Origin of the sequence: Oricola indica (assembly GCF_965227485.1) — a bacterium.
Lineage (GTDB): Bacteria > Pseudomonadota > Alphaproteobacteria > Rhizobiales > Rhizobiaceae > Oricola > Oricola indica.
Genome location: NZ_OZ245747.1, coordinates 2,212,825 through 2,238,624 on the forward strand (window position 1 = coordinate 2,212,825; position 25,800 = coordinate 2,238,624).

The 25,800-nt window shown below is 63.4% G+C and carries 30 protein-coding genes; 8 read left to right on the forward strand and 22 right to left on the reverse strand.

Annotated elements, in window-relative coordinates; translation table 11 throughout:
• Positions 1-3: 3 nt before the first annotated feature.
• From ACQK2M_RS11135 to ACQK2M_RS11215, 17 genes are all read right to left on the reverse strand, one after another.
• Complete coding sequence (locus ACQK2M_RS11135) at positions 4-441, reverse strand: MarR family winged helix-turn-helix transcriptional regulator (RefSeq protein WP_425417869.1); 438 nt, start codon at positions 439-441, stop codon at positions 4-6.
• A complete protein-coding gene (gene ureG / locus ACQK2M_RS11140) occupies positions 438-1,052 on the reverse strand; it encodes an urease accessory protein UreG (RefSeq protein WP_223475389.1) in 615 nt (204 codons plus the stop codon). Before ureG ends, ACQK2M_RS11135 begins: the two co-directional genes overlap by 4 nt.
• Entirely contained in the window at positions 1,049-1,678 is a 630-nt protein-coding gene (locus tag ACQK2M_RS11145; protein ID WP_425420023.1) for an urease accessory protein UreF, read from the reverse strand. The genes ureG and ACQK2M_RS11145 overlap by 4 nt, the downstream gene beginning before the upstream one ends.
• Before the next feature lie 29 nt (positions 1,679-1,707).
• Positions 1,708-1,989, reverse strand: a complete 282-nt coding sequence (locus tag ACQK2M_RS11150; protein WP_223475388.1) for a YrhK family protein — start codon at positions 1,987-1,989, stop codon at positions 1,708-1,710.
• A 36-nt stretch (positions 1,990-2,025) separates the two neighbouring features.
• Positions 2,026-2,373, reverse strand: a complete 348-nt coding sequence (locus tag ACQK2M_RS11155) for an SMR family transporter (protein WP_425417870.1) — start codon at positions 2,371-2,373, stop codon at positions 2,026-2,028.
• Positions 2,374-2,405: 32 nt separating this feature from the next.
• Positions 2,406-2,879, reverse strand: a complete 474-nt coding sequence (locus ACQK2M_RS11160) for an urease accessory protein UreE (RefSeq protein WP_425417871.1) — start codon at positions 2,877-2,879, stop codon at positions 2,406-2,408.
• A gap of 88 nt (positions 2,880-2,967) precedes the next feature.
• Positions 2,968-3,144, reverse strand: coding sequence for a hypothetical protein (locus ACQK2M_RS11165; RefSeq protein ID WP_425417872.1), 177 nt, complete (start codon positions 3,142-3,144; stop codon positions 2,968-2,970).
• A 272-nt stretch (positions 3,145-3,416) separates the two neighbouring features.
• A complete protein-coding gene (locus tag ACQK2M_RS11170; RefSeq protein WP_223475384.1) occupies positions 3,417-3,863 on the reverse strand; it encodes a host attachment protein in 447 nt (148 codons plus the stop codon).
• A gap of 70 nt (positions 3,864-3,933) precedes the next feature.
• Entirely contained in the window at positions 3,934-4,704 is a 771-nt protein-coding gene (locus ACQK2M_RS11175) for a hypothetical protein (protein WP_425417873.1), read from the reverse strand.
• A gap of 506 nt (positions 4,705-5,210) precedes the next feature.
• A complete protein-coding gene (gene ureC / locus ACQK2M_RS11180; protein ID WP_425417874.1) occupies positions 5,211-6,923 on the reverse strand; it encodes an urease subunit alpha in 1,713 nt (570 codons plus the stop codon).
• A gap of 19 nt (positions 6,924-6,942) precedes the next feature.
• Complete coding sequence (locus ACQK2M_RS11185) at positions 6,943-7,134, reverse strand: hypothetical protein (protein ID WP_425417875.1); 192 nt, start codon at positions 7,132-7,134, stop codon at positions 6,943-6,945.
• Complete coding sequence (locus tag ACQK2M_RS11190; protein WP_425417876.1) at positions 7,134-7,550, reverse strand: lysozyme inhibitor LprI family protein; 417 nt, start codon at positions 7,548-7,550, stop codon at positions 7,134-7,136. Before ACQK2M_RS11190 ends, ACQK2M_RS11185 begins: the two co-directional genes overlap by 1 nt.
• A gap of 56 nt (positions 7,551-7,606) precedes the next feature.
• Positions 7,607-8,425 (reverse strand): hypothetical protein, encoded by an 819-nt coding sequence (locus ACQK2M_RS11195; protein ID WP_223475380.1) that lies wholly within the window; start codon positions 8,423-8,425, stop codon positions 7,607-7,609.
• A gap of 34 nt (positions 8,426-8,459) precedes the next feature.
• Complete coding sequence (locus ACQK2M_RS11200) at positions 8,460-8,765, reverse strand: urease subunit beta (RefSeq protein ID WP_223475379.1); 306 nt, start codon at positions 8,763-8,765, stop codon at positions 8,460-8,462.
• Positions 8,766-8,774: 9 nt separating this feature from the next.
• On the reverse strand, positions 8,775-9,362 hold the full coding sequence (locus ACQK2M_RS11205; RefSeq protein ID WP_223475378.1) for a HupE/UreJ family protein: 588 nt from the start codon (positions 9,360-9,362) through the stop codon (positions 8,775-8,777).
• A 23-nt stretch (positions 9,363-9,385) separates the two neighbouring features.
• The gene (locus ACQK2M_RS11210; RefSeq protein ID WP_223475377.1) at positions 9,386-9,946 is read right to left on the reverse strand and encodes an HD domain-containing protein; all 561 of its coding nucleotides are present in this window, start codon (positions 9,944-9,946) and stop codon (positions 9,386-9,388) included.
• A 30-nt stretch (positions 9,947-9,976) separates the two neighbouring features.
• On the reverse strand, positions 9,977-10,279 hold the full coding sequence (locus tag ACQK2M_RS11215) for an urease subunit gamma (RefSeq protein ID WP_425417877.1): 303 nt from the start codon (positions 10,277-10,279) through the stop codon (positions 9,977-9,979).
• A gap of 244 nt (positions 10,280-10,523) precedes the next feature.
• On the opposite strand from ACQK2M_RS11215, the gene xylB reads away from it, so the two are divergent.
• The 3 genes from xylB to ACQK2M_RS11230 are packed head-to-tail and all read left to right on the forward strand — an operon-like array spanning position 10,524 to position 14,061.
• On the forward strand, positions 10,524-11,978 hold the full coding sequence (xylB, locus tag ACQK2M_RS11220) for a xylulokinase (RefSeq protein WP_425417878.1): 1,455 nt from the start codon (positions 10,524-10,526) through the stop codon (positions 11,976-11,978).
• Positions 11,975-13,288: a xylose isomerase gene (xylA, locus tag ACQK2M_RS11225; RefSeq protein ID WP_425417879.1), complete on the forward strand. Its 1,314-nt coding sequence runs from the start codon at positions 11,975-11,977 to the stop codon at positions 13,286-13,288. Before xylB ends, xylA begins: the two co-directional genes overlap by 4 nt.
• Positions 13,289-13,296: 8 nt before the next feature.
• Positions 13,297-14,061: a hydroxypyruvate isomerase family protein gene (locus ACQK2M_RS11230; protein WP_425417880.1), complete on the forward strand. Its 765-nt coding sequence runs from the start codon at positions 13,297-13,299 to the stop codon at positions 14,059-14,061.
• Here ACQK2M_RS11230 and ACQK2M_RS11235 read toward each other — a convergent pair.
• From ACQK2M_RS11235 to paaG, 5 genes are read right to left on the reverse strand one after another with little or no spacing between them, the layout of a single operon-like run.
• Positions 14,049-16,016 carry a 3-hydroxyacyl-CoA dehydrogenase NAD-binding domain-containing protein gene (locus tag ACQK2M_RS11235; protein WP_425417881.1) on the reverse strand — a complete coding sequence of 656 codons (1,968 nt, stop codon included), beginning with the start codon at positions 16,014-16,016 and terminating at the stop codon, positions 14,049-14,051. The two genes, ACQK2M_RS11230 and ACQK2M_RS11235, sit on opposite strands and share 13 nt — an antisense overlap.
• The gene (locus tag ACQK2M_RS11240; RefSeq protein WP_425417882.1) at positions 16,013-16,642 is read right to left on the reverse strand and encodes a TetR/AcrR family transcriptional regulator; all 630 of its coding nucleotides are present in this window, start codon (positions 16,640-16,642) and stop codon (positions 16,013-16,015) included. Before ACQK2M_RS11240 ends, ACQK2M_RS11235 begins: the two co-directional genes overlap by 4 nt.
• A gap of 7 nt (positions 16,643-16,649) precedes the next feature.
• Positions 16,650-17,960, reverse strand: coding sequence for a phenylacetate--CoA ligase PaaK (gene paaK, locus ACQK2M_RS11245; RefSeq protein WP_425417883.1), 1,311 nt, complete (start codon positions 17,958-17,960; stop codon positions 16,650-16,652).
• Positions 17,961-17,987: 27 nt separating this feature from the next.
• On the reverse strand, positions 17,988-18,431 hold the full coding sequence (gene paaI / locus ACQK2M_RS11250; RefSeq protein ID WP_425417884.1) for a hydroxyphenylacetyl-CoA thioesterase PaaI: 444 nt from the start codon (positions 18,429-18,431) through the stop codon (positions 17,988-17,990).
• On the reverse strand, positions 18,428-19,219 hold the full coding sequence (gene paaG, locus ACQK2M_RS11255; RefSeq protein WP_425417885.1) for a 2-(1,2-epoxy-1,2-dihydrophenyl)acetyl-CoA isomerase PaaG: 792 nt from the start codon (positions 19,217-19,219) through the stop codon (positions 18,428-18,430). The genes paaI and paaG overlap by 4 nt, the downstream gene beginning before the upstream one ends.
• Positions 19,220-19,318: 99 nt before the next feature.
• On the opposite strand from paaG, the gene paaZ reads away from it, so the two are divergent.
• The 5 genes from paaZ (at position 19,319) to paaB (ending at position 25,795) form a co-directional block, all read left to right on the forward strand.
• Positions 19,319-21,355 (forward strand): phenylacetic acid degradation bifunctional protein PaaZ, encoded by a 2,037-nt coding sequence (paaZ, locus tag ACQK2M_RS11260; protein WP_425417886.1) that lies wholly within the window; start codon positions 19,319-19,321, stop codon positions 21,353-21,355.
• Positions 21,356-21,439: 84 nt separating this feature from the next.
• Entirely contained in the window at positions 21,440-22,312 is an 873-nt protein-coding gene (locus ACQK2M_RS11265; protein ID WP_425417887.1) for a PaaX family transcriptional regulator, read from the forward strand.
• Positions 22,313-22,392: 80 nt separating this feature from the next.
• Positions 22,393-24,258, forward strand: coding sequence for a cation:proton antiporter (locus ACQK2M_RS11270; RefSeq protein ID WP_425417888.1), 1,866 nt, complete (start codon positions 22,393-22,395; stop codon positions 24,256-24,258).
• Positions 24,259-24,510: 252 nt separating this feature from the next.
• Positions 24,511-25,506 (forward strand): 1,2-phenylacetyl-CoA epoxidase subunit PaaA, encoded by a 996-nt coding sequence (gene paaA, locus ACQK2M_RS11275; RefSeq protein WP_425417889.1) that lies wholly within the window; start codon positions 24,511-24,513, stop codon positions 25,504-25,506.
• Positions 25,507-25,510: 4 nt separating this feature from the next.
• The gene (gene paaB, locus ACQK2M_RS11280) at positions 25,511-25,795 is read left to right on the forward strand and encodes a 1,2-phenylacetyl-CoA epoxidase subunit PaaB (protein WP_223475363.1); all 285 of its coding nucleotides are present in this window, start codon (positions 25,511-25,513) and stop codon (positions 25,793-25,795) included.
• Positions 25,796-25,800: the final 5 nt, after the last annotated feature.

Genomic DNA, 25,800 nt, shown 5'->3' on the forward strand with positions numbered 1-25,800 from the left:
CGTTCAGCGCTTCGGCCTTGCCATCCGGTCCAGGATCCGCAACGCCGCATTGACCGTCTCGAGTTCGCCGCTGTCGAGCCGTGCCAGCAATTCGTCCTCGCGCGCTTTCAATAATGCGGTCAGCGCTTCGTAGCCTTTTCGGCCGGTCCGGGTGAGCGTCAGATGCTCGATCCTGCGGTCGGCGTCATCCCGGTCGCGTTCCAACCAGCGGCGGCTTTCGAGCGCCGTGACGGCGCGCGAGACCTTGGTTTTGTGCAACCCTGTTCGGCGCACGATCTCGCGTGCCGTCAGCGTTTCCGCCTCTCCCAGATGCGCGAGGACCTGCCATTCCGGGCGGGTCATGCCGTGCTGGTCGCGATAGACCGGCTGGAAATGCCGGCTGACCGCATCCGACAGGCGATCGAGTCGGTAGGCGAGGAAGCTGTCGAGATCGAATGTCACAGACCACCCTGCGCGGTGACGAAGTCAACGATTTCGCTCACACCGCTGGCGTGTTTCAGATCGGTGAACAGGAAAGGCTTGTCGGCGCGGCCAGCCTCGGCGTCGCGGCGCATCCGTTCCAGGTCGGCGCCGACATAGGGCGCAAGATCGGCCTTGTTGATGATCAGCAGATCGGAACGCGTGATCGCGGGACCGCCCTTTCGCGGAATGTCGTCGCCCTGGCACACGGAGATCACGTAGAGTGACAGGTCGGCCAAGTCCGGCGAGAAGGTTGCGGCGAGATTGTCGCCGCCGGATTCGATGAAGACGATATCGAGGTCTGGCACGCGCTCGCGCAGCCTTTCGATGGCGCGCAGATTGATCGAGGCGTCCTCGCGGATGGCCGTGTGCGGGCAGCCGCCGGTCTCCACGCCTTCGATCCGCTCGGCCGGCAGAGCCTGCATGCGGGTCAGAGCCTCGGCGTCTTCCGCCGTGTAGATATCGTTGGTGACGACGCCCACGGAATAGGTGTCGCGCATGGCCTTGCAGAGTTCGGCGGTCAGCGTCGTCTTGCCGGAACCGACGGGGCCGCCGATGCCGACGCGCAACGGGCCGTTGGGGGAGGTGGTCATGACAGGAACAGCCTCGAAGAAAGAGTTTCGTGTTTCATGGCCGCAATGTCGGCCAAAACCGTACTGCTGCCAAGATCGTCCAGCGTTGACGATGCGGCACGCTTTGCGACTCGCGCGATGACCGGCTCCAACTCCGCCAGCAGCTTCGCCGCGCCGCGCTGGCCGGTGACGGACAAGCGTATCGCGACCTGCAGCTGGTTGGTGACGAAGGCGTGCAGGAAGGCCTGCATCGCGTCGCCCAACGCGATCCCGTCCCGGCCGCAGGCGACGCCGACTGCGACGCAAAGCGGCGTTCCGCGCGGCGGCAATTCATCTTCTTCAAACCAGTTGGCGGCGGCTTCAAGGAAGCCCGTTCCCTGGTCGATCGTCTCGCGGTGGCGTTCTGCCGATCCGGTCATGGCGCGGGCGAGGGCGGCGGTCTCGGCGATTGTCGCCTCGTCGCCTGCGGCGCGCCACGCCGCCGCGAAGAAAACCGCATCGTTCCATTGCGGCCCGGCGTCGAGCAACGCCGTCAGCCATTCCTGCAGAGACTGCGCGTCGGTCACATTGCCGGCGGCGACGGCCTGTTCGAGCGCGGCGGAGTAGGCATAGGCACCGGTCGGGAAAACCGGGGAGAGCCACGACATCAGGCGCAGAAGATGGGCTGGCGCGCCGGTCACTGCTCGACTCTCTTGGCGAGGTCGGCCAGATCTCCGATCATCGCATAGTGCAGTTCGCGTGCCAACTTCAGCGACGGCCCGATGACGAAAAACGCAGAACCGACGACGAAGCACCAGATCGCGGGGTCTTGCCATGCCGCGTAGAAGAACATCCAGGAGCCGATGAGAAACAGCAGGCCGGCCAGAAACTCGATGATCGTGAATGCGAGTTCATACGCCGCATAGAGCCTTTCGTGGCGCTTCGAATTGTGGCGTGTTTCGGGGGCGAAGATCTTCATGAGCGGTCTCCCGTTCCTCGGTTTTCCTCGGTCAGGTCAGTGCTCCACGGAACCCGAGAAGATGTGGATCACGACCACGCCGGCAATGATCAGGCAAAGCCCGATGATGGCGGGAAAATCAAGCTTCTGGCCGAGCGCCAGCCAGGCCGCCAGGGTAATCAGGACAATGCCTGCGCCCGACCAGATCGCGTAGACGATGCCTGCGGGAATGACGCGGATTGGAAAGGACAGGAGCCAGAAAGACAGGGCGTAGAAGACGATGGTGATCACGCTCGGCCAGAGCCGCGTGAAACTCTCGGTGCGCACAAGCGCGGTTGTCGCGACGACTTCAGCGGCGATCGCCGCGCCGAGCAACAGGTAATTGAAGAGCGGAATCGGGGACATGCGCGAGCTTTCGATCATCCGCGAGGTGGCGGTCAGTGGTCGTGATGGTGATGATGGCCGTCGCCATGGTCGTGGGCGGCGTGAACTCCTCCATAGGCGCCACCTTCGGGATCGAACGGCGCGCTGGTTTCGGCGACCGATGCGCCTAGCCCTTCCAGCATTTCGCGGATCACGTGATCGTGGCGAATCAGGATGCGGTCGGGGAAGATCTGGGCGGCGAGGTGGCGATTGCCGATCTGCCAGGCGAGCACCAGCAGGTGTCGGGCGTCGCTTGCGCGCACTTCGTAGAGCGCTTCCGGTTCGGCGTGGACCTCGATTACTCGGCCGTCATCGAGCAGGAGCCCATCGCCATGGCGCAGCAGGCGCGCCTCGGCAAGGTCGAGGAGGAATTCGATCCCGTTGTCGGAGACCATCTTCATGCGCCGGCGATGACGCGCAGTCTCGTCCAGCGTGATGGTATCAGCGGGATCGTGGAAATGTCTGGTGACGGAGGAGGCGGTCGGCATGGCACTGAGACTACACCGGATTTCCGGTCATACGCCAGCGCCGGACAGGCAACGGCGGGAATTTCCCCGCCCTGCGTCATGGCGTCGATCAGAGGCGCTTCATCGCTGCGCGCATCGCCGCATCGCGGGTGGTGCCGCGTGCGCGGAATACGGCTTCGGGCGTATCGTAAAGGCCATTCATTTCGCGGGCGACAGCCACGGAATTGACGAGGCCTGAAACGGCGTTGCCGAACGACGAGAAGAAACTGCGGGATTTTACGGTCATGATAGCCCTCCGGAATATTGCCTGTGTCGAACATAGGCGCATTGTTGCGCTGCAACAATTGCGTCCGCGGCGTGGCTGCCATGCATATTTGGATGGGTCGCTTCAGCTCTGCCGCAAATGCGCAGTTCGCCCGCGCCGAAACGACCAAGGCACGAGCAGAATCAACTATACGGTCGTCGCCACAGACGACGTGGTCTAAACGCCGTCACGCCATAGACTGCAGGCGTGACGGAAACCATTGGCCGGAAGGGATGGCGCGCATCACGCGCGGTTCAGCCCAGCACTAGCTTTTCGATCTCGTGGACAGGATGGCCGGTCAGGTCTTTGGATACATCGGCGACGATCTTGGCCTGAACCTCCTTGTGCATCTCCTTGCGCAATTCGCCGAGGACTGCCGGCGCGGCGACAAGGACGATCTCGGAGAAGCTGCCCTTGTGGGCGTGCTTGTAGAGACGATCGGCGATTTCATGCGCGAAGCGGTCCTTTTCGATCCGGTGCCAGTCGGTCTCCTGAACGGCGCTGCGATGCGAACCGCCGCCGTCATTCAACCGGCCCGGCTTGTCGGTGCCCTGTTCGCGGGTGGCGGGATTTTCGTGTTCGAATTCGCGGAAGACGGTGAGATTGGGAAACTTCTCGTCGCCGTCATTGCGCAGGAACAGCGCCTTTTCGCCATCGGCGATCACCAGCCAGCCATTGTTGTTGAGCTTGATATCCGACATGAGGACCTCCTTGGTTCGTTTACGCTGCTTATCTAGTGACAGAATGTGGCGGCGTCGGAATTGACGTGACTCAAATCCGAAAGGAGCGCCCTTCGATAGCGCCATCCTGGGAGAAGCGTTCCACGCACTCTCCGTCGGGTGCGAGAAGGAAGCCTGATTTTCCCAGAGCCTCGGCGATCGCGTCCCGTTCAACCGGGTCATAGAACTCGAAATGGAGATTGCCGTATTTGCAGGGTGTTGCGACGGCGCGTGAGCCTTGCGCGGTCATCAGCATCGCCGGCGCGGACCCGTCCGCACGCGCGATGCGGAAGAAATGTGGCAGCAGCCGGCTCAGATCGTCGGTGTCGCAGACGATGCCTCCATCGAATGCGCGTGTGAAGCCGAGCTTGATGAGCGCGTTGGCGGCCGCGGCGGCCGGTGGATGGTCCAGTTCGCGCGCCAGCAGCGGCCGTCTGGCTTCGGTGATCAGGAGGATATCGCTCCAGCCGGCCTTTTGCGCAAAGGCGGAGAATAGCTCTCCGATCCGGTCGGTGAAGTCTTCGAAGGACGAAGCGTCTGTTTCGGCGACGAGGCGGCCCGCGTAGTCAAGGCGCGGAGGTTCGCCCTGAAATTCGTCGCAAAGCGCCATGAAGGAGGCGATGGTTTCTCCGTTCATCGCGTCGGCCTGTTCTGCTGTCAGGACCATTGGCTCATCAGCGTCGTCACCAAGCCACGCATGGTCTCCGGCGACAACAAGATGCGGTTCCGGGTCGTACATGGCCGCTTGCCATGAGCGCATATATGCGGCGAGCACGTCGTGGCGCGCGAGCAGATCCTTCCGGCTCACGAAGCGGATCGTCATGACAAAACCGTGCACGGAGTGGTCACTTCGTTCCCACCCAGGGCCTTTTCCGTGGTCGAAGTGCCGTTCGCTGACCTGTCAGTCGGGACGGATCCGCAGTGGGTTGCGATCAAGAGAGTATTTTCCTCCTCGGTTGCCTATATCCGGCGGAGACCAAGAACGCCTGCAACATTTTCCCGATAGAAGTTCCTGCTGCTTTGCCCGGACGGAGATCGATGGCCCGGTGATTGTGAAAGATCATCTAGCGTCGCTCCGGGAAAGATTATCCGCGACCGGACTCCTGAGCGCAATTGCCAGACTGCGCGGTGTTTCGACATGGCTAAACCTTGCCATAGCCCCCATGGAGAGACCGGCCGGTGGCGTTACCGGCCCGTCCTGCCGGCTGTCCGGGCAGAAATGCCGATCTAGCGCATTTCAGGTTGCTAAAGAATCGAATGCGCTGCCTCTCGCCTTCGGCTCGAATGCGCGTCCTGCTGCTGATGTTTCAATCCAAAAACTGAATTGCACTAAAACAGGAAATACCGCTGCGCCATCGGCAGTTCCGTTGCCGGTTCGCAGGTCAGCAATTCGCCATTGGCGCGCACTTCGTATGTCTCGGGATCGACCTCGATATCAGGGGTCAGGTCGTTGAGCACCATCGATGCCTTGGAAATGCCGCTGCGGGTGTTTTCCACCGCCACCAGCTCCTTGTCGATGCCCAGCATGTCGCCGAGACCGGCATCCAGCGCCGCGTTGGAGGTGAACACGACGGAGGAATTGGTCAGCGCCTTTCCGTAGGCGCCGAACATATAGCGGTAATGCACCGGCTGCGGCGTCGGGATGGAGGCGTTCGGATCGCCCATGGGTGCCGCCGCAATGGAGCCGCCGATCAGCACCATATCGGGCTTCGCGCCGAAGAAGGCGGGGTTCCAGAGTACCAGGTCAGCGCGCTTGCCGACCTCGATGGAGCCGATTTCGGCCGACATGCCATGCGCGATGGCCGGGTTGATGGTGTATTTTGCGATGTAGCGGCGCACGCGGTAATTGTCGTTCTGGCCGCTTTCCTCGGGCAGGCGGCCGCGCTGGCGCTTCATCTTGTCGGCGGTCTGCCAGGTGCGGATGATGACCTCGCCGACGCGGCCCATTGCCTGGCTGTCCGAGGCGATGATCGAGAACGCCCCCATGTCGTGCAGGATGTCTTCAGCCGCGATGGTTTCCTTGCGGATTCGACTTTCCGCAAAGGCGACGTCTTCGGGGATCTGGGCGTCGAGATGGTGGCAGACCATCAGCATGTCGAGATGTTCGTCCACCGTGTTGACCGTGTAGGGACGCGTCGGGTTGGTCGATGACGGAATGATGTTGGACAGTCCGCAGACCTTGATGATGTCCGGCGCATGGCCGCCACCGGCGCCTTCCGTGTGGAACGCGTGGATCGTGCGTCCCGCGATGGCCTCAACGGTCGATTCGACGAAACCGCTCTCGTTGAGCGTATCGGTATGGATCATCACCTGCACGTCATAGTCGTCGGCGACCGAAAGGCAGTTGTGGATCGCGCCGGGCGTCGTGCCCCAATCCTCGTGCAGCTTCAGCGAGCAGGCGCCGCCGACGATCATCTCCTTGAGCGCGCCGGGCAGGGCCGCATTGCCCTTGCCCGAGAAGGCCAGGTTCATGGGGAAGGCGTCCGCGGACTGGATCATGCGGCCGATATGCCAGGGACCGGGTGTGCAGGTTGTGGCCAGCGTGCCGTGAGCCGGGCCGGTTCCGCCGCCAAGCATGGTGGTCAGCCCGCTCATAAGCGCTTCCTCGATCTGCTGCGGGCAGATGTAGTGAATATGCGCGTCGAAACCGCCGGCAGTCAGGATCTTGCCTTCGCCGGCAATCGCCTCCGTGCCGGGGCCGATGATGATGTCAATCCCGGGCTGGGTGTCGGGATTGCCCGCCTTGCCGATCGAATGGATGCGCCCGTCCTTCAGGCCGATATCGGCCTTGTAGATGCCGGTGTGATCAACAACCAGCGCATTGGTGATGACAGTATCGACCGCGCCGTTCATGCGTGTCGTCTGGCTCTGGCCCATGCCGTCGCGGATGACCTTGCCGCCACCGAACTTCACTTCCTCGCCATAGACGGTGAAATCGTCCTCGACCTCAATGAAGAGTTCGGTGTCGGCGAGGCGAACCTTGTCGCCGGTTGTCGGGCCGAACATGTCGGCATAGGCGGCGCGGGAAATCTTGGCGGGCATGGATTTCGTCCCTCTTTCGTCAGTGGAGTGTCAGTCGCATGTGGACGACGCGTTCATCGTAAGTGTCAAACCCGTCGGCGGAGTCGTCGTGCTCGAAGACAACGGGTTCATGGAGTAGCAGGGCGTCGGCATGACGGTCGATCGTATCGACTGTGTCGATGTCGGCGTCCGTACGGAAATTTCGGATTGTTGCCGCGCCGGTTTCGGCCATCAGTAGGTCTCCATCAGGCCGCGCAGCTCTTCGATGCGCCTTTGCGTCATCGTCGCCTTGCAGGAAAAGGTGATCAGGGGCCTGATCGAGCCGCCCGCGAATTGCGCGCCCTCCGCCGCGCATTGACCGTCGCGATAGTCGATCCAGGCGCGCTGCGCCTTCAGCAGGTTCTTCGCGCCATTCGCCTGTTCGGGAAAATGCTCGCTGCTTTCCGCGTCCATTGCCGCCATCCGGGCGCGCACATCCGGCCAGATCTCGTTCAACGTTGCATCGGCTTCCTGCCATTCCTGGTAGGCGCAGTAGTTCATGCCCTGCTGCGGCAGATTGCCGGCGTCGGTGCAATCCCAATCCTGTGCGGTGGCGGCCGCCGGAATCGAAAACAATACGATGGACAGCCATGCCGGGACGCGTCGCATCGCGCGTCGCGCGCGGCGGAACGGTCTGTCGATCTGATTGCCGCCTTGCATCGACCTCAGCTACTCCGCGCGTTCAGTGTTGCCATTCCATCGCCTCGCTTCAGCCGGCGCATGTAGGTCCGCATGATCCTTCTCCGCAGGAAGCGGGGAAGCAGCATCATCCACCAGCGCTCCCCGAGTTCGATTACGCGGCTGTCCGGTCTCGGCTTGCGTCGCTCGACCGGTTTCCAGTTTGCCGTCAATTTTCCGTCGGGGCTGATGATCGACAGGATGGCGCTTCCCGGCCCCAGCGGCGATTTGAGATCGTCCTCCATCGCCACGACATGACAGGGCGCTTGAATGTCATTCATCACTTCATCGACCAGATTCTCCCAGTCTAGAGTGCGGTATTTCTCGATGGCCGCGAAATCCTCCAGCTTCATGCGGGTGCCGCGGCTGCGCACACGATGGTAATACAGGCTCTCGATCCAGGAACGCGCGTTGCGCGTCGAGAACATGAAGACGGGCTCATCGGCGGCGAAAACGTCCGCGACCTCCTTCAGGATTGTGTTCGCATGCGGGAATATGCTTGCGGTATTCCTGTGATTTGGAAGCTGACCGCACAAGCTCTCGAAAGAGACGATCGCCGTCTTTGTTTCATGGCTTACCATGTCCTCGCGCAGCAGTTCGAGACCGGTACGCACGCGTCTGAGCGCGAGGCTGCTCGGCACGCGCCAGTAAAACAACAGACGCTTGTAGAGGTCCTGGACTAGCGGATGTTCACTATAGACATAAAATCGGTAGCCGCTCGGCGCGAGCGGTGCGTTTTCCGTCAGCAGTTTCTGAATCGAACTGGTCGCGGTCTTGTGAAAACCGCCGTGGATGTAGACCTTCATCCGGGTGTCCTTTCGGACTGGATGCGGACGGCAATCATAGCTTGCCCATCACCTCGCGCCGGAAGCCGTAGACGGTGCGGTCGCCGGTGAGCGGCACGAGAGTCACGTCACGTTCCTGGCCGGGCTCGAAGCGCACCGCGGTGCCCGACGCGATGTCGAGCCGCATGCCGCGCGCCTTTTCGCGGTCGAAATCGAGCGACGGATTGGTCTCGAAGAAATGATAGTGCGAACCGACCTGGACCGGGCGGTCGCCGGTGTTGGCGACCTTCAGCGTGACGGTCGGCGCATCCTCGTTGAGCGTGATGTCGCCTTCGGCGGTGATGATTTCTCCGGGGATCATGGACGTCTCCTAACCTGCGACTGCAAGAGCAAGGCCGTAAGCGGCGGTCGCGCCGCCGGCGACCCGTAGCGCGATGCGGCCTTTCGGGCCTTCGAACAGCCGCATAAGCCCGATGCCGACACCGACGCCGGCAAGATGCAGCAGCGAGGTGGCGACGACGAAGCCGGCACCGAAGGCGAGCGCGCCGGCAGATCCGAGTTCGGAGCCATGCGCGTAGCCGTGGAATACCGCAAAGAAGCCCGTCACTCCAAGCACCCATTCGACAGGGATGGGCGCGGCGAGCGCGATCAACAGTCCGAAAGCGACGATGGAGGCAAGGATCACCGGCTCGACATAGGGCAGCGGCAGACCGACGAAGGATGCCGCGAAGCCTGCCGCCATCAGCGTGACGAAGGTCACCGGCACGGCCCAGATGGCCCGCCCGCCGATCAGCGCGGCCCACAGGCCGACGGCCACCATGGCGAGGATATGATCCACGCCGAACAGCGGATGCGAGAAGCCGGAGGCCAGCGAACCGTGCTCGCCCGGATCGAGATGGGCGAATGCCGGCGCGGCGGAAGCTACGAGCAGGGCGGTTGCGACAAGGAGGCGTTTCATCGAGTTGTCCTTTCGGTTGGCGCTCAGGCGGCCTTCGATTTCTTGACTGCGGTCTTGATTTCGGTTTCGAGCCGGGAGGCGGATGCATCGAACCGGGCTTCAAGCTTTGGCTCGATGCCACGGCAGACATCGACGACGCGACGCGCCCATTTCAGGTATCTGGCGTTGGGGCCGGCGTGGAACCGCCTGGCCGGCAGGCCGATCAGTTCCTCGACATTCGACGTCTTGTCCGCGAGCTTCAACCTCTTGACGCGCGGGCCGGCCCCGGCGGTGTGGGTGACCTGGCGCTCACGGCGCGCCTTACCCTTGAGGCCCGGCGGGTCGGTCACATCCATCACCAGTTCCGAGATCTCGTCGCCGAATTCCGCTCGGATATCGGCTTCCGTGACATTGGTATCTTCGATCGCATCATGCAGGTAGCAGGCGGCGACCAGAACCGGGTCGAACGGCTCCAGTTCGGCGCACATCGCCGCCACTTCCGCGAGGTGGTTGAAATAGGCGTCGCCTCTGTCCTCGCGCACGATGCCGTCATGCGCCTTTGCGGCGTAGGCGACGGCCCGGGCGATGGTGGCGTGCTGATGCACAGTCAAAGGCTCCTCGGTCCGTACATCGGCCTAGCGGATCGGCTCGTGAACGGTGACGAGCTTGGTCCCGTCCGGAAATGTCGCCTCGACCTGGATGTCGTGGATCATCTCGGGGATGCCATCCATCACCTGGTCCTTGGTGATGACATGCGCGCCCGCTTCCATGAGGTCGGCGACGGAGCGGCCGTCCCGGGCGCCTTCCACCACGAAATCGGTAATCAGGGCGATGGATTCCGGATGGTTGAGCTTGACGCCTCTCGCCAGCCTCTTGCGGGCGACCTCGGCCGCCATGGCGATGAGGAGTTTGTCTTTTTCGCGCGGTGTCAGCTGCATCAATTCCCCCGAAACAGGCTCTGGCGGTGCGGGTCAACGGGTCGGACGACCCAGCGCCATCGTGGAAAAAATGGCGCGGAATCGCAAGCTTAATGTGCAAAGCGGTGTTTTGGTCTGCCGTTGCCTAATAATTGGGCGTCGCCGCGCCGTGCATGGCGAAATCTGATTTATTTTACACCTTGAAAAAAAGAATGCGACCCGTTTGAATGGCCGGACGTCGCGAAACCGCGCCGGGGAGGAAACAATGTATCTCGGAATCGACCTCGGTACGTCGAGCGTCAAGGCGCTTCTCATCGATCATGATCAGCGAATCGTGGATTCGGCTTCCGCCGAGGTGGATCTGTCGCGGCCGCATCACGGCTGGTCGGAGCAGGACCCCGCCGACTGGATCGCGGCCACCGAACAGGCGCTGTCCGAACTGAAGCGCGACCATGCCGCCGAAATGGCGGCAGTGCGCGGTATCGGCCTGTCGGGTCACATGCATGGCGCTACGCTGCTTGACGGTGACGACACCGTGCTCCGACCCTGCATCATGTGGAACGACGTGCGCTCCCACGCGGAAGCCGCGGCGCTCGATTCCGATCCGCGCTTTCGTTCGATCACCGGCAATATCGTCTTTCCGGGCTTCACCGCGCCCAAGCTAGTCTGGGTGAAGAACAACGAACCCGAAATCTTCGCCAAGGTCCGCAAGGTGCTGTTGCCGAAGGACTATCTGCGCCTCTGGCTGACTGGCGAGCACATTTCCGAAATGTCCGATTCGGCCGGAACGAGCTGGCTCGATACCGGCGCAAGGGCATGGTCGGCGGAGCTTCTCGCGGCGACCGACCTCTCGGAGGACGCCATGCCGTCGCTCGTCGAGGGGAGCGAGGCAGGCGGGCAGTTGCGCGCGGAAATCGCGACGCGTTTCGGTATTAATGCGGGAATCACGGTCGCCGGAGGGGCGGGCGACAATGCAGCCGCCGCGATCGGCATGGGCACGATCCATGACGGCTCCGCCTTCGCGTCGCTCGGAACTTCGGGCGTGTTGTTCGCCGCAAACAACGCTTATCTGCCGAACGCGGAAAGCGCGGTGCATGCATTCTGCCATGCGTTGCCGAACACGTGGCACCAGATGGGCGTGATCCTGTCGGCGACGGATTCGCTCAACTGGTATGAAAAAATCACCGGCATTGATGCGGCGGACATGACGGATGCGCTGGGAGAGAGCCTCGACGCGCCGTCCGGCGTGATCTTCCTGCCGTATCTCGGCGGCGAGCGCACGCCGCATAACGACGCCTCCATTCGCGGGGCCTTTGTCGGCGTTGGCCATGAAAGCGACCGGAACGCGCTGACGCGTTCTGTCCTGGAAGGGGTCAGCTTCGCTTTCCGCGATTGCCTTGAAGCCCTGCAGGCGGCGGGCACCACGCTCGACAGCGTCACGGCGGTCGGAGGCGGCTCGCGCTCGGCCTATTGGCTGAAGCTGCTGGCGACGGTGCTCGGCGTTCCCGTGCAAGTACCCGCAGATGGCGATTTCGGTGCGGCTTTCGGTGCCGCCCGGCTTGGACTGATGGCAGCCGAAGGCGCCGATCCGGCCACCGTCTGCACGCCGCCCGCCATCCAACGCGTTCACGAACCTGAAAGCGGCCTTTCGGCGGCGTATGGCGATGCCCATGCGCGCTACAAGGCGCTCTATCCGGCCATAAAGGGAGTCATGACATGAGCACCGGCTTTTTCGGCGACATCACGAAGATCGAATACGAAGGACCGGACAGCACCAATCCGCTCGCCTTCCGCCACTACGACCCGGATGAGGTCGTGATGGGCAAGCGGCTGGAGGATCATCTCCGCTTTGCCGTCGCCTACTGGCATTCCTTCGCCTGGGAGGGGGGGGACCCGTTCGGCGGCCGCACTTTCGACCGGCCATGGTATCCGCAGGATTCCATGGAGCGCGCAAAGCTCAAGGCTGATGTCGCCTTCGAGATGTTCTCGCTGCTCGGCAATCCGTTCTACTGTTTCCATGACGCGGACGTGCGGCCGGAAGGATCGAACTTCGCCGAGAACACGAAGAATCTCGAGGAAATCGTCGACTATTTCGCCGAAAAACAGGCGCAGACGGGCGTGAACCTCCTCTGGGGCACCGCCAACCTGTTCAGCCACCGACGCTACATGTCCGGCGCGGCGACCAACCCGAACCCGGACGTCTTCGCCTTTGCCGCGGCGACCGTGAAGACCTGCATGGACGCCACGCACAAGCTCGGCGGCGCGAATTACGTTCTGTGGGGCGGTCGTGAGGGTTACGAAACGCTGCTCAATACCGACCTCAAGCGCGAAGACCAGCAACTCGGACGGTTCCTGAACCTTGTCGTCGAGTACAAGCACAAGATCGGCTTCGAGGGCACGATCCTGATCGAGCCGAAGCCGCAAGAGCCGACAAAGCACCAGTACGACTACGATGTCGCGACGGTCTACGGTTTCCTGAAGCGCCACGGTCTCGAAAACGAGGTGAAGGTCAATATCGAGCAGGGCCATGCGATCCTTGCGGGCCACTCCTTCGAGCACGAACTGGAACTGGCGCAGGCGCTCGGCATCTTCGGTTCCATCGACATGAACCGCAACGACTACCAGTCCGGCTGGGACACAGACCAGTTTCCGAACAACACGCCCGAGGTCGCGCTTGCCTATTACGCGATCCTCAAGGGTGGCGGCTTCACCACCGGAGGGACCAATTTCGACGCCAAGCTACGCCGCCAGTCACTCGACGCGGAAGATCTTCTGCAAGCTCACATCGGCGGCATGGATATCTGCGCGCGGGGCCTCAAGGCGGCGGCGAAGATGGTCGAGGACGGTGTGCTGACCGATTTCGTCGAGGATCGCTACAAGCACTGGAATATTCCGGAAGCCAAGAAGATGCTGGACGGCGGCTTCACGCTCGGGGAGATCGAGGAATGGGTCCGCAAGGCGGACATCAATCCCGATCCGGTTTCCGGCCGTCAGGAATATCTGGAGAACGTCGTCAACCGCTACGTCTGAGCGCCTGGGTGAAGCTCTCGGCAAATCTTGGGTTCCTTTGGACGGAACTTTCGCTGCTGGACGCCATCCGCGCGGCGGCGGAGGCCGGGTTCGATGCCGTGGAGTGCCATTGGCCGTTTGACGTATCGCCGGACGCGGTGGGGGCCGCACTCGACGAGACGGGTCTGCCCATGATCGGGCTCAACACGGTCAGGGGCGATATGGAGCGAGGCGATTTTGGCCTGTGCGCCATGCCCGGACGCGAGGCCGAGGCACGGGCGGCGATCGAGCAGGCGGTCGCCTATGCGAGGGCGATCGGATGTTCGGCGGTTCACGCGATGGCGGGAAAATCCGGCGGCGGGGCCGAGGCGGAAGCGGTCTACCGCGCCAATCTCGAATTCGCCTGCGCCACCGCCGGCGATATCACGATCCTGATCGAGCCGATCAACCGGTGCGATGCACCGGGCTACCATGTCGCGGCACTGGAGCAGGCGGCCGAAACCGTCTCCGCGGTCGGGCGCGCCAATCTGAAGATCATGGCGGATTGCTATCACATACAGGTCGGGCAGGGGGATCTGGTCCGTCGCATCGAAACCCATCTGCCGATGATTGGCCACATCCAGATTGCTGCCGCGCCGTCGCGCGCCGAACCGGACGAGGGTGAACTGAACTATCCCTGGATTGCGGGCGCGCTGGCCGCGATAGGGTATGACGGCTATCTCGGCGCGGAATATCGGCCGCGCAATGGCACCGAGGCGGGACTTGGGTGGATGGCGTCCATTCAGTCCCTGTAGCCGGCGGCGAACATCGGCCCGCCGCGATGGCGCGGGAAGCCGAAGCCGTTGACCAGCGTCACATCGATATCGGATGGCTTCAGCGCGATGCCTTCATCGAGCACGGCGCGGGCCTCGGACTGCATCGTGGACAGGATCCGGTCGATGATCTCGTCGGAGGAGAGTGGTTTCCGCTCGATGCCCAGCCGTTCGCTTTCCTCGAGTATGATCTGCTCGACCACCGGGTCCGGCCGGCCCGATCTCGCGCCTTCGGGATAAGCGTACCAGCCGGAGCCGGTCTTGCGGCCGAAACGGCCGAGTTCGCAGATACGGTCCGCAATGCGGGAATAGCGCTCCTCCGCCGGCCGGGTCGGCGCGCGGCGTTTGCGCGTCGCCCAGGCGATGTCGAGGCCGGACATATCCTGCACGGCGTAGATGCCCATGGCGAAGCCATAGCCTTGCATGGCCGCGTCGACCTCATGCGGCAAGGCGCCTTCCTCCAGGATGAAGTCGCATTCGCGGCGATAGGCCGACATGATGCGGTTGCCGATGAACCCGTCGCAGACACCGGACAGAACCGGGATCTTGCGCAGCGTCTTCGCCAGCGCGAAGCCGGTCGCAAGCGCCTTCGGCGACACGTCGTCGGTGCGCACGAGTTCCAGCAGTTTCATGATGTGGGCCGGCGAGAAGAAATGCAGCCCCAACACACGGGTCGGATCGCCGGTTGCACGCGCCATCTCGTTGATGTCGAGATAGGACGTGTTGGAGGCAAGCACCGCATCCTTGCGGCAGATGCGATCGAGTTCCGCGAAGACGTCCTTCTTGACCGCCATGTCCTCGAACACAGCCTCGATGACGAGGTCACATTCGGCCAGCCCTTCGAAAGACCCGTGGGCTGTGAAGCGCGACAGCGCATCGGCATAGGCGGCATCCGAGAGAAGTCCGCGCTTGCGACTGCCGTCGAGCAGTCCTGCGACCCGATCACGCGCTTTTTCCGCCGCTTCCGCGTCGCGTTCGGCGAGATCGACTCTGAGGCCCGCAAGCAGCATCGCGGTTGCGATGCCCGCGCCCATCGTGCCGCCGCCGACTACGCCTGTCCGTTTCAGGGGGAGCGGTTCGACATCGCGCATGTCGTCCGGGCGTCCGGTGTTGCGCTCGGCGAAGAACATGTAGCGCAGCGCCGCCGCCTGTTCGCTTGCGCGCAGCCGCAGGAAACGGTCCCGCTCGGCTTCGGCGGCCTCCGGGACGGGAAGCTCGATGCCGTCGCGCAATGCCTGCAAAGCCTCGACGGGAGAGGCCTGTCCACGGGATTTCGCGGCAAGCGCCTTTTCGCGGTTGGACCACAATTCCGCGTCGGGCGTCTCTTTTGGCGGGCGCTCGGACACGGGAGTAGGCTTGCCGGATTGAATCAGGTCCGCGGCGTAAGCCCTTGCGTCGGCAACGAGATCGTCCTCGGCAATGCGGTCGATCAGCCCGTTTTCCAATGCGCTATTCGCGCCGATCGGTTTGCCGGTCGTCACCATCGTGATCGCCGTCTCAAGCGGGACGAGGCGGGGCAGGCGGATATTGCCGCCGGCTCCGGGCACGAGGCCGAGATTGACCTCCGGCAGGCCCATTTTCGCACCGGGCGCGGCGATGCGGGCGTGGCAGCTCATCGCCAGTTCCAGCCCGCCGCCGAGCGCCGAACCGTTGATCGCGGCGACCCACGGCACCCGCGCCGCTTCGACGGCCGACAGCACGTCGGGCAGATAAGGCTGCTGCGGCGGCTGCCCGAATTCCTTGATGTCCGCACCTGCGACGAAGGTGCGCCCGGCGCATGTCAGCACCGCCGCGCCGACATTTTGATCGGCGTCGATCGCGTTCACCGCGTCTTCTATCCCCTGTCGCACCGCCTGCGAGAGCGCGTTGACGGGCGGATTGTCGATGGTCACGAGTGCGACGCCATCGGCGATCGATACGGTTACGGGGGATGTCACTTCTTAATCTCCAGCGTCTGCGCCTTGCCCTGCGCGATCCGGTCGAGGCCGCCGAGAATGAGATCGGCGACGAGTTTGGCATAGGCCTCGCGTCCGAGGCCGGAGCCTTCGCGGTACCACATGTAGAACCAGTTCAACATGCCGAAGGCAGACATGGCGACCGGTTTCAACAGGTCGCTCCTGCGCGCGAACAGTTCGGGCTGAGTGGCGCGGATCGTCTCCGCCATGATCTCGACGAGCCGCCGCTGGATCGCCTTGAGGGCCTTGCGGCTTTCCTCGGGAAGGGTGCCAAGCGCGTCGAGTTGAACCTTGTGTTCGGCGTCCGCGTCGCGATAGGCGGCAAGGATGGTCCGGGTGAGAGCGAAAAGCGCGGCCTGCGGGTCGGGCGCGGGTGTAATCGCCTCGACTGCTTCCAGAAGCTCGGACAGATGCGTGTCGAGGATGTCGAAAAGCAGCGCGTCCTTGCTCTCGTAATAATGATAGATCAGCGCCTTGGAGACGCCGCAGGCCTTGGCCAGTTCGTTCATCGAGGCGCGGTCATATCCGGTCTCGGCGAAGAACCGGGCCGCCGTTGCCAGCAGGGCGGCGCGTTTCTCGTCATGATCCTTGGCAATTGTGCGGGCCACCTTGGCTCTAATCCTTCGGTCTCGAATCGAGGATGCGCTGCGCCTTGCCCTGGCTGCGGGCGACGCGTTCGGGCGTAGTCACGTCGATTCGGGCTGAAATGCCGATCACCTGCTTGATGCGCTCGGCGAGATCGGCGGCGGCGGATGCCCGCGCGATCTCGTCGGCATGGTCGGCGAGCGCTTCCACATGCACGGTCATCTCGTCCATGCGGCCCTCTCGGGTCAGCTCGATCTGGAAATGCGGCGCCAGCGCCGGCACCTTCAGGATCTGTTCCTCGATCTGGGTCGGGAACACGTTGACGCCGCGGATGATCATCATGTCGTCGGAGCGGCCGGTGATCTTCTCCATCCGCCGCATCGAGCGCGCCGTGCCCGGCATCAGCCGTGTCAGGTCGCGGGTGCGGTAGCGGATGATCGGGAAGGCCTCCTTGGTCAGCGAGGTGAAGACCAGTTCGCCCTTCTCGCCGTCGGGGAGAACCTCGCCGGTCACCGGGTCGATCACCTCCGGGTAGAAATGGTCCTCCCAGATATGCAGCCCGTCCTTGGTCTCCACGCATTCATTGGCGACGCCGGGGCCGATCACTTCCGAAAGGCCGTAGATATCGACGGCATGCATGTCGAAGGCCTGCTCGATTTCCTGGCGCATGGCGTTGGTCCAGGGTTCGGCGCCGAAGATGCCGACCTGCAGTGGGGAGTTGCGCGGATCGAGCCCCTGCGCGCGATACTCGTCGAGGATCGACAGCATGTAGGAGGGCGTGACCATGATGGTCGACGCGCCAAAATCCTCGATCAGCGTCACTTGCCGGGCGGTCATGCCGCCGGAGACCGGGATTACGGTGCAGCCGAGCTTTTCGGCCCCGTAATGCGCGCCGAGGCCGCCGGTGAACAACCCGTATCCGTAGGAGACATGCACAACGTCACCGGGCCGGGTTCCCGAGGCGCGCATGGACCGCGCGACGACCGTCGCCCAATTGTCGATGTCGTTTCGCGTGTAGCCGACGACAGTCGGTTTGCCGGTCGTGCCCGACGACCCGTGGATGCGCGCCACCTTTTCGCGCGGCACGGCGAACATGCCGAACGGGTAGTTGTCGCGCAGGTCTTGCTTCACCGTGAAGGGGAATTTCGCGAGGTCCGACAGGTCTTTCAGGTCGTCCGGGTGAACGCCCGCCTTGTCGAAGGCGTCGGAATAGAAGGGCACGTTGTCATAGGCGTGGCGCAGCGACCATTGCATACGTTCGAGCTGCAGCGCGGCGATTTCGTCGCGTGACGCGATCTCGATCGGGTCGAGCTCCTGGCGGGCAGGCGCAATGTCTTTCATGGCTCGGTCTCCTCCCGGGCGTTGGTCTCATTCTTCCTCGAAAAGCGTGCCGCTGATCGTGCGGGCGAGCCCGCGAAACAGGGCGATCACCGCGCCGTCCCCATTGGTAACAGTCACATCCCAAGTCCCGGACCGGCCCGACCGCGCGACCTCCCTCGCATCGGCGACCAGTTTGTCGCCGGCCTTGGCCGGCGCGACATAGGTGATCGTGTTCGACTGCGCGACGGTGACCCTGTTGTAGGAGTTGCAGGCAAAGGCGAAGGCCGAGTCGGCCAGCGCGAAGATCACGCCGCCATGGCAGATGCCGTGGCCATTGGCCTGCTCCTGCTTTACGGTCATCGACATGGTTGCCGAGCCCGGGCCGACGGCATCGAGCGTCATGCCGAACCAGTTGGTCGCGTTGTCATTCGCCCACATGGCCTCGGCGCTTTTTTCCGCGCGCTGCTGGTCGTTGATCGCCATGGCCGTCATTCCCTGCCGGTGAAGTTCGGAGGGCGTTTGTCGAAGAAGGCGATGACGCCTTCGGCATAGTCCGGCGTGCGGCCCGCACGGCCCTGATAGTCCGCCTCCATCTCCAGATGGGCGTCCAGCGTGTTGGCGGATGCGGCTTGGATCAATTCCTTGGTCAACGCATAACCGGCAGTCGGTCCCTTGGCGAAGGAGGCGGCCAATGCACGTGCCTCGTCCATCAACTTGTCGTCGGCGACCGTTTTCCAGATCAGGCCCCATTCGGCGGCCCTTGCGGCGGGCAGGGGCTCTCCGGTCAATGCGAGACCCTTGGCGCGCGCCTCACCGAGCAGACGGGTGAGCATCCACGATCCTCCGGCATCCGGGATCAGGCCGATCTTCGAGAAGGCCTGGATGAAGGAGGCGCCGTCGGCGGCCAGCACGATGTCGCAGGCCAGAGCGATATTGGCGCCGGCGCCCGCCGCGACGCCGTTTACGGCGCAGACGATTGGCTTCGGCGTGGAACGGATCAGCCGGACAAGCGGATTGTAGAAGCGGTTGATCGTGTCTGAGAGGTCCGGCGGACCGCCCATCTTGCGCGGGTCGCGGTCGCCGAGATCCTGTCCGGCGCAAAATCCCTTGCCGGTGCCGGTCAAAAGGATCGCCCGGCAGTCTTCGTCACTTGCCGCGGCTTCGAGCGCCGCGCGCAGGGCGAGATGCATCTCCTCGTTCAGTGCATTGCGCCGGCCGGGTCGGTTGAGGGTGATTTCCACCCAGCCGTCATGGCTTTCTGTCAGGATCGTTTCGCTCACGCCTTCCCCTCCCACGAATTCGGATTGCCGAGAAAATCGTTGCATAAACCGACCGGTCGGTCAATATTGTTTGAGGATACGCAGAGGGAGGAATGCGTCATGACCGCCTTGTCGCTGGAGAGCTTCGCCGCGGGCCGCTGGATCGGACCGGGCGAGGAAGCGCGCACGATCGCCTCGGCGGTCACTGGCGAGGATGTCGCCATAGCGGGGTCGGCGCTTGATTTCCAGGCAATGCTCGACCATGCGCGGGGCGTTGGCGGCCCCAATCTTCGCGCACTGACCTTCCATGACCGGGCTCGCATGCTCAAGGCGCTGGCCGGTTGGCTCGGCGAACGCAAACAAGCGCTTTACGACCTGTCGCTGCATGCAGGCTGCACGAAGGCCGACAGCTGGATCGACATCGATGGCGGTATCGGCACGCTCTTCGTCTTCGCTTCCAAGGGGCGGCGCGAAATGCCCGACGGGCATGTCTTTGTCGATGGCAGCGTCGAGCAGCTGTCGCGAAACGGCACCTTTCTCGGCCAGCACGTGGCGACGCCGCTGCAGGGCGCGGCGGTGCACATCAACGCCTTCAACTTTCCGGTCTGGGGCATGCTGGAAAAGCTCGCCCCGACGCTGCTGGCGGGCGTTCCCGCCATCGTCAAGCCGGCGACGGCCACGAGCTATGTTGCCGAAGCCTGCTTCCGCATGATTGTCGAGAGCGGCATCCTGCCCGAGGGCGCAGTGCAGTTCATCGCCGGGGGGACGGGCGACCTGCTTGACCGGCTGACGCCGCAGGATGTTGTCTCCTTTACCGGATCCGCGCAAACGGCGCTGATGCTGCGCTCCAGCCCGCACATCCTGCGCCACTCAATCCGTTTCATTGCCGAGCAGGACAGTCTCAATGCCTCGATCCTCGGGCCGGATGCGGCGCCCGGCACGCCGGAGTTCGACCTCTTCGTCAAGGAGGCGGTCAAGGAGATGACCGTCAAGGCCGGGCAGAAATGCACGGCCATTCGTCGCATCATCGCGCCGCGCGCTTTCGAGAACGACGTCATCGCGGCGATCCGCGCGAAGCTGGAAAAGACCGTCATCGGCGATCCGGCGCTGGAGGGCGTGTGCATGGGGCCGCTTGCCTCGCAGGCGCAGCTTCGCGACGTTCTCGAAAAGGTCGGGGCGATCGCGACGGAAGCCCATTGCGTATTCGGCGATCCGGCATCTTTTACCGTCGAGGGCGCGGATATCGAGAAAGGTGCGTTCGTGCCGCCGATGCTGTTTCATTGCGCCGACCCTTCCGGCGCGTCGGTCGTTCATGACACGGAAGCCTTCGGTCCGGTTTCGACGGTCATGGGCTACGAAACGCTGGACGACGCAGTGGCGCTTGCCAATCGGGGCGGCGGCAGCCTCGTCATGTCGCTGATCTCGCATGATCCGGAAGTCGCGCGCGCCGTGACATCGGGAGCCGGTGCATGGCACGGCCGCATCTATATCAACGATCGCGATTCCATGGGCGAGGCGACAGGCCATGGCTCGCCCCTGCCGCACATGACGCATGGCGGGCCGGGCCGGGCCGGCGGCGGTGAGGAAATGGGCGGCGTGCGCGGTGTGATGCATTACATGCAGCGCACGGCGGTGCAGGGCAGCCCGGACATGCTGACCGCGATTACCGGGGTCTACGTGCCGGGCTCGAAAACCGTCGAAACGGAGAGCCATCCCTTCCGGCGGCATTTCGAGGATCTCGCCATCGGCGACACGCTGCATACGCAATCCCGCGCGATCACGCTGGAGGACATCGAGCATTTTGCTCAATTCACGGGCGACACTTTCTACGCCCACATGGACGAGGCGGCGGCGAAGGCCAATCCGTTCTTCCCCGGCCGGGTCGCGCACGGCTATCTGCTTTTGTCTTTCGCGGCGGGCCTGTTTGTGGAGCCGTCGCCGGGCCCGGTTCTCGCCAATGTCGGTCTCGACGGGTTGAGCTTCCAGAAACCGGTATCGCCGGGCGATTCGATTCGCGTGACGCTCACGGTCAAGCGCAAGACGAAGCGCACCGACAGCTATGGCGAGGTGCGCTGGCATGTAGTCGTCGCCAATCAGGACGGCGAAACCGTTGCAACCTATGAGTTGCACACCATGAATGCCTATTGTTACGGCTGATGGGCCCGATCTGAAACCCGCAGGGCGTTGCTCATTGCTGCCAACTCGCTGTATCCCTTCGGCGCGAAGCGATCCGGTGGGAGCATGCAGGACATACGAGAGAATTGGGACACGATCCTGGACGGACTGCGCGGGCAAAACCGCTTGCGCGTCTGGTCCGTTATCATCACCGTTTTCGGGGATTCGATCGTGCCGCGCGGCGGCAGCATTCCGCTGCAATCGCTGCAGGAGATCATGGGTCGCCTGGGTATCGAGTCGGGCGCTGTCCGCACGGCCCTGTCGCGGCTGGCCTCGGAAGGCTGGGTGATTCGCGAGCGGCAGGGCCGTCTCAGCCATTACAGCCTCGACCGGAGCGGCCGGCGCGCTTTCGACGAGGCGACCCAGCGTATCTATGCGCCGGGACCGCCGAAATGGGACGGCCGCTGGACCGTGGTCGTGCCGATGGTCGGCGATGACGCCGCCGGGTCGGACCTGAGGACCGCCGGATTTGCTTCGCGCTACGGCACGTGGATCAGGCCGGAAAGCGTTGGCGCGCGTCCGTTGCCGGACAATCTCGGCAACTATCTCGTCATCAAGGGCCAGCCGGGAAGCGCGCCGGGCGACGCGTACAAATTCTGGAATCTCGACGGCGTCGCGGAAGCCGTGGGAATTTTCATCGACACGCTCAAGCCGCTGGCGGCCGCGCTCGACGCCGGGCAGCAGCCCGGACCGCTGGATGCGATGGCGCTCAGAACGCTGGTCATTCACGAATGGCGGCGCATCGTACTGCGCGCGCCGGCTTTGCCGGTGGAATTGCTGCCGCCGTCCTGGCCGGCGCTCGAGGGCCGGGTGCGGCTCGGCGCTGTCTATGGAAAGCTGGCCGACGCCAGCGAAAGATGGCTCGACGGGATCGGCCTTCCGCCGCAGAGCGATCCGCAAACCTTTGCGGCACGGTTCGGCGGTTCTGCGGAAGCTTAATACGGTTTCACCGGACAGTTCCCAATCGACTGGCCGCTCGCTAGTCTCCGCCGACGAAGTGCCCACGGCGGAGCGGCGACATGACTGATTTCCTTCTTCTTGCGTTCATCTTCCTCGTCGCCGGCGTGGTGACCGTGCCCATCGCGTCGCGGCTCGCACTCGGTTCCGTGCTTGGCTACCTGATCGCCGGCATCGCGATCAGTCCGGTGCTGGCCCTTCTCCATGTCGATGTGGTGTCGATTCAGCACTTCGCCGAGTTCGGCGTTGTCATGATGCTGTTTCTCGTCGGCCTCGAGCTCGAACCGAAAATGTTGTGGTCGATGCGTGCCCGGCTTCTCGGTTTGGGCGGCGGGCAGGTGGTCCTGACCGCGCTTGCCGTGATGGGGATCGCCATGGCGTTCGGCCTGTCATGGACGGTCGCGCTCACCGTCGGCATGATCCTCGCACTGTCGTCGACCGCGATCGTGCTCCAGACGCTGAACGAGAAAGGCCTTATGCGATCCGACGGCGGGCAGTCCTCGTTCTCGGTCCTGTTGATGCAGGACATCGCCGTTATCCCGATGCTGGCCTTCATTCCGCTACTCGCCATGCCCGAACTGGTCGAAGCGCTGCATCATGGCGCGGGCGCGGAGGCGGGCGGTCACGGCGGTTCGCTCAGCCTGGTCGATGGCCTCAATGGCTGGCAGACGGCGCTCGTCACGCTCGGCGCGATCGGCGTGGTGGTCGTCGGCGGGAGCTATCTCGTTTCGCCTATCTTCCGCTTCATCGCCGCCGCCCAGCTGCGCGAACTGTTCACGGCGGGCGCGCTGCTTCTCGTCATCGGTATTGCGCTGCTGATGTCCTTTGTGGGCGTGTCGCCGGCGCTCGGCACCTTCATCGCCGGCGTTCTCCTCGCCAACTCGCCCTACAAGCACGAACTGGAAAGCGACGTCGATCCGTTTCGCGGGCTGCTACTCGGCCTCTTCTTCATGACGGTGGGTGCGGGCATCGATTTCGGACTTCTGTTTGCCAATTTCCTGCCGATCGTTGGACTGACCGTTGGCCTGATCCTCGTCAAGGTCGCGGTGCTGCTCGCTCTTGGATACGTCTTCAGGGTAAAGGGCGCGGACAAGTGGCTCTTCGCCCTCGGGCTGGCGCAGGCGGGCGAATTCGGCTTCGTGCTGCTTTCCTTCACGGTCTCGAACGGTGTCATCCCCGACGAACTGGCGGGGCGGCTGCTTCTGATCGTTGCCCTGTCGATGCTGCTGACGCCACTCCTGTTCATTCTGTACGAACGGGTGATCGCGCCGCGCTATTCCTCGACGGAGGAGCGTGAGCCCGACACGATGCCGGAAGGCCGCCGGATCATAATCGCCGGGGCGGGTCGGGTCGGCGGGTTGTTGAACCGGATCCTGCGGGTCGGCGGTTTCGATTCCGTGGTGATCGACTACTCGACAAAGCAGCTCGATGCGATGGCGCGGTTCGGCGTTCGCCACCATTATGGCGACGCGACACGTCCTGACCTGCTCCATGCGGCAGGCATCGCCGAGGCGAAGTTGCTGATCGTCGCGATCGACGATCGCGAGCAGATCTCGGAACTCGTAAAATACGCGGTTGCCAACTATCCACATCTTCACGTGATGGCGCGGGCGACGGATCGCGATCATGTCTACGATCTTTGGGCCCATGGCTGTCGGGACATCATCCGCGAGACCTATGACGGAACTTTGCGCATGGGCCGTTCGGCCTTCGTGGCGCTCGGCATCGAGCCTGCGGCGGCGCAGAAGATGGTTGACGCGTTTAACGAAAAGGACCGCGAGGCGATGGTGTCGGTCGCTGATGTTTATCAAGTCGGCGTGCCTGTTGAGGAAAACGAGGCCTATATCGCCCGCGTGCGCGAGGTGTTCGCAAGCTGGGAGACGGATGTGAAGGATCGCTTGCAGGCGATCCGCGAGGGGCGCGATTAGGCCGCGTCTTCAGTCTTCCGTGTAATCTAGTGACATTGTCGACGTTACCACGGTTTTTCACCCTGTCCGCATACCGCGATATCGGCTTGCTCGCAGGTCATGCGCTTGCCGGTGGAGCGTACGGTCGCCCTGATCTCTTTCGCTTCGCCTAACCCAATCGGGCGTCCTTTGCTGTTGTGTTACGAAATAGACTTGTGATAGAAGAATTTTGTCACATATTAATGTCGGCCATCACAATCGACCGGAGGAGCGATGTACAGCCAGGGACTGATCGGGGCGCAAACCTCGACGGAGGAGGACGAGGCTTTTCTCGCGCGGTTTCAGGAACGAATAGACGCCGAAGAGAAGATCGAGCCGACCGATGACATGCCGGAAGGCTATCGCCGCACGCTGATCCGCCAGATCGGCCAGCATGCCCATTCCGAGATCGTCGGCATGCTGCCGGAGGGAAACTGGATCACCCGCGCGCCGACGCTGCGCCGCAAGGCGGCATTGCTCGCCAAGGTGCAGGACGAGGGCGGGCACGGGCTCTACCTCTATTCCGCGGCCGAAACGCTCGGCGTCACGCGCGAGCAAATGAGCGAGGAATTGCTTGCCGGCAAGGCGAAATACTCCTCCATCTTCAACTATCCGACTCTCACCTGGGCCGATATCGGCGCCATTGGCTGGCTGGTCGATGGCGCGGCGATCATGAACCAGATTCCGCTCTGCCGTTGCTCCTACGGGCCCTATGCGCGGGCCATGATCCGGGTGTGCAAGGAAGAGAGTTTCCATCAGCGCCAGGGCTACGAAATCATGATGACGCTGGCGCGCGGAACCGACGCGCAGAAGGAGATGGCGCAGGATGCGCTCGATCGCTGGTGGTGGCCGTCGCTGATGATGTTCGGCCCGCATGACGGCGACAGCGTGCATGGCGACCAGTCGGCGAAGTGGAAGATCAAGCGCTTCACCAATGACGAGCTGCGCCAGAAATTCGTCAACGCGACCGTTCCGCAGGCGGAGTTCATCGGCCTGAAGGTTCCCGATCTCGAGTGCCGGTGGAACGAGGAAAAGCAGGGCTACGACATTGGCCCGATCGACTGGGACGAGTTCTGGCGGGTGGTGAAGGGCAATGGTCCGATGAACCGGGAGCGGCTGGAAGCGCGCCGCAAGGCGCATGAGGAAGGCGCGTGGGTGCGCGAGGCGGCCAACGCCTATGCCGCCAAGCGCAAGGCCCGCAAGCAGGCCGCAAAGATCGCGGCGGAGTGACCCTATGACCAACGAAACGCCCCTCTGGGAAGTCTTCATTCGGCCGCGTAACGGTCTCGCGCATCGCCATTGCGGTTCGCTGCACGCGGCGGACGCCGAAATGGCGCTGCAGGCGGCGCGCGATGTCTATACGCGGCGTGGCGAGGGCACGTCGATCTGGGTCGTCCCTTCTGCCGAGATCACCGCCTCCGATCCGAAGGACAAGGATGCGCTGTTCGAGCCGACCGCCGACAAGATCTACCGGCACCCCACTTTCTACGACATTCCCGACGACGTGGGGCACATGTGACGGAC

Excerpts from the sequence above, each read along its gene's own strand:
- ureG (WP_223475389.1), bottom strand. The coding sequence starts at position 1,052 with ATGACCACCTCCCCCAACGGCCCGTTGCGCGTCGGCATCGGCGGCCCC.
- ACQK2M_RS11145 (WP_425420023.1), bottom strand. The coding sequence starts at position 1,678 with ATGTCGTGGCTCTCCCCGGTTTTCCCGACCGGTGCCTATGCCTACTCC.
- ACQK2M_RS11150 (WP_223475388.1), bottom strand. The coding sequence starts at position 1,989 with ATGAAGATCTTCGCCCCCGAAACACGCCACAATTCGAAGCGCCACGAA.
- ACQK2M_RS11155 (WP_425417870.1), bottom strand. The coding sequence starts at position 2,373 with ATGTCCCCGATTCCGCTCTTCAATTACCTGTTGCTCGGCGCGGCGATC.
- ACQK2M_RS11160 (WP_425417871.1), bottom strand. The coding sequence starts at position 2,879 with ATGCCGACCGCCTCCTCCGTCACCAGACATTTCCACGATCCCGCTGAT.
- ACQK2M_RS11165 (WP_425417872.1), bottom strand. The coding sequence starts at position 3,144 with ATGACCGTAAAATCCCGCAGTTTCTTCTCGTCGTTCGGCAACGCCGTT.
- ACQK2M_RS11170 (WP_223475384.1), bottom strand. The coding sequence starts at position 3,863 with ATGTCGGATATCAAGCTCAACAACAATGGCTGGCTGGTGATCGCCGAT.
- ACQK2M_RS11175 (WP_425417873.1), bottom strand. The coding sequence starts at position 4,704 with ATGACGATCCGCTTCGTGAGCCGGAAGGATCTGCTCGCGCGCCACGAC.
- ureC (WP_425417874.1), bottom strand. The coding sequence starts at position 6,923 with ATGCCCGCCAAGATTTCCCGCGCCGCCTATGCCGACATGTTCGGCCCG.
- ACQK2M_RS11185 (WP_425417875.1), bottom strand. The coding sequence starts at position 7,134 with ATGGCCGAAACCGGCGCGGCAACAATCCGAAATTTCCGTACGGACGCC.
- ACQK2M_RS11190 (WP_425417876.1), bottom strand. The coding sequence starts at position 7,550 with ATGCGACGCGTCCCGGCATGGCTGTCCATCGTATTGTTTTCGATTCCG.
- ACQK2M_RS11195 (WP_223475380.1), bottom strand. The coding sequence starts at position 8,425 with ATGAAGGTCTACATCCACGGCGGTTTTCACAAGACCGCGACCAGTTCG.
- ACQK2M_RS11200 (WP_223475379.1), bottom strand. The coding sequence starts at position 8,765 with ATGATCCCCGGAGAAATCATCACCGCCGAAGGCGACATCACGCTCAAC.
- ACQK2M_RS11205 (WP_223475378.1), bottom strand. The coding sequence starts at position 9,362 with ATGAAACGCCTCCTTGTCGCAACCGCCCTGCTCGTAGCTTCCGCCGCG.
- ACQK2M_RS11215 (WP_425417877.1), bottom strand. The coding sequence starts at position 10,279 with ATGCAGCTGACACCGCGCGAAAAAGACAAACTCCTCATCGCCATGGCG.
- xylB (WP_425417878.1), top strand. The coding sequence starts at position 10,524 with ATGTATCTCGGAATCGACCTCGGTACGTCGAGCGTCAAGGCGCTTCTC.
- xylA (WP_425417879.1), top strand. The coding sequence starts at position 11,975 with ATGAGCACCGGCTTTTTCGGCGACATCACGAAGATCGAATACGAAGGA.
- paaK (WP_425417883.1), bottom strand. The coding sequence starts at position 17,960 with ATGAAAGACATTGCGCCTGCCCGCCAGGAGCTCGACCCGATCGAGATC.
- paaI (WP_425417884.1), bottom strand. The coding sequence starts at position 18,431 with ATGACGGCCATGGCGATCAACGACCAGCAGCGCGCGGAAAAAAGCGCC.
- paaZ (WP_425417886.1), top strand. The coding sequence starts at position 19,319 with ATGACCGCCTTGTCGCTGGAGAGCTTCGCCGCGGGCCGCTGGATCGGA.
- ACQK2M_RS11265 (WP_425417887.1), top strand. The coding sequence starts at position 21,440 with ATGCAGGACATACGAGAGAATTGGGACACGATCCTGGACGGACTGCGC.
- ACQK2M_RS11270 (WP_425417888.1), top strand. The coding sequence starts at position 22,393 with ATGACTGATTTCCTTCTTCTTGCGTTCATCTTCCTCGTCGCCGGCGTG.
- paaA (WP_425417889.1), top strand. The coding sequence starts at position 24,511 with ATGTACAGCCAGGGACTGATCGGGGCGCAAACCTCGACGGAGGAGGAC.
- paaB (WP_223475363.1), top strand. The coding sequence starts at position 25,511 with ATGACCAACGAAACGCCCCTCTGGGAAGTCTTCATTCGGCCGCGTAAC.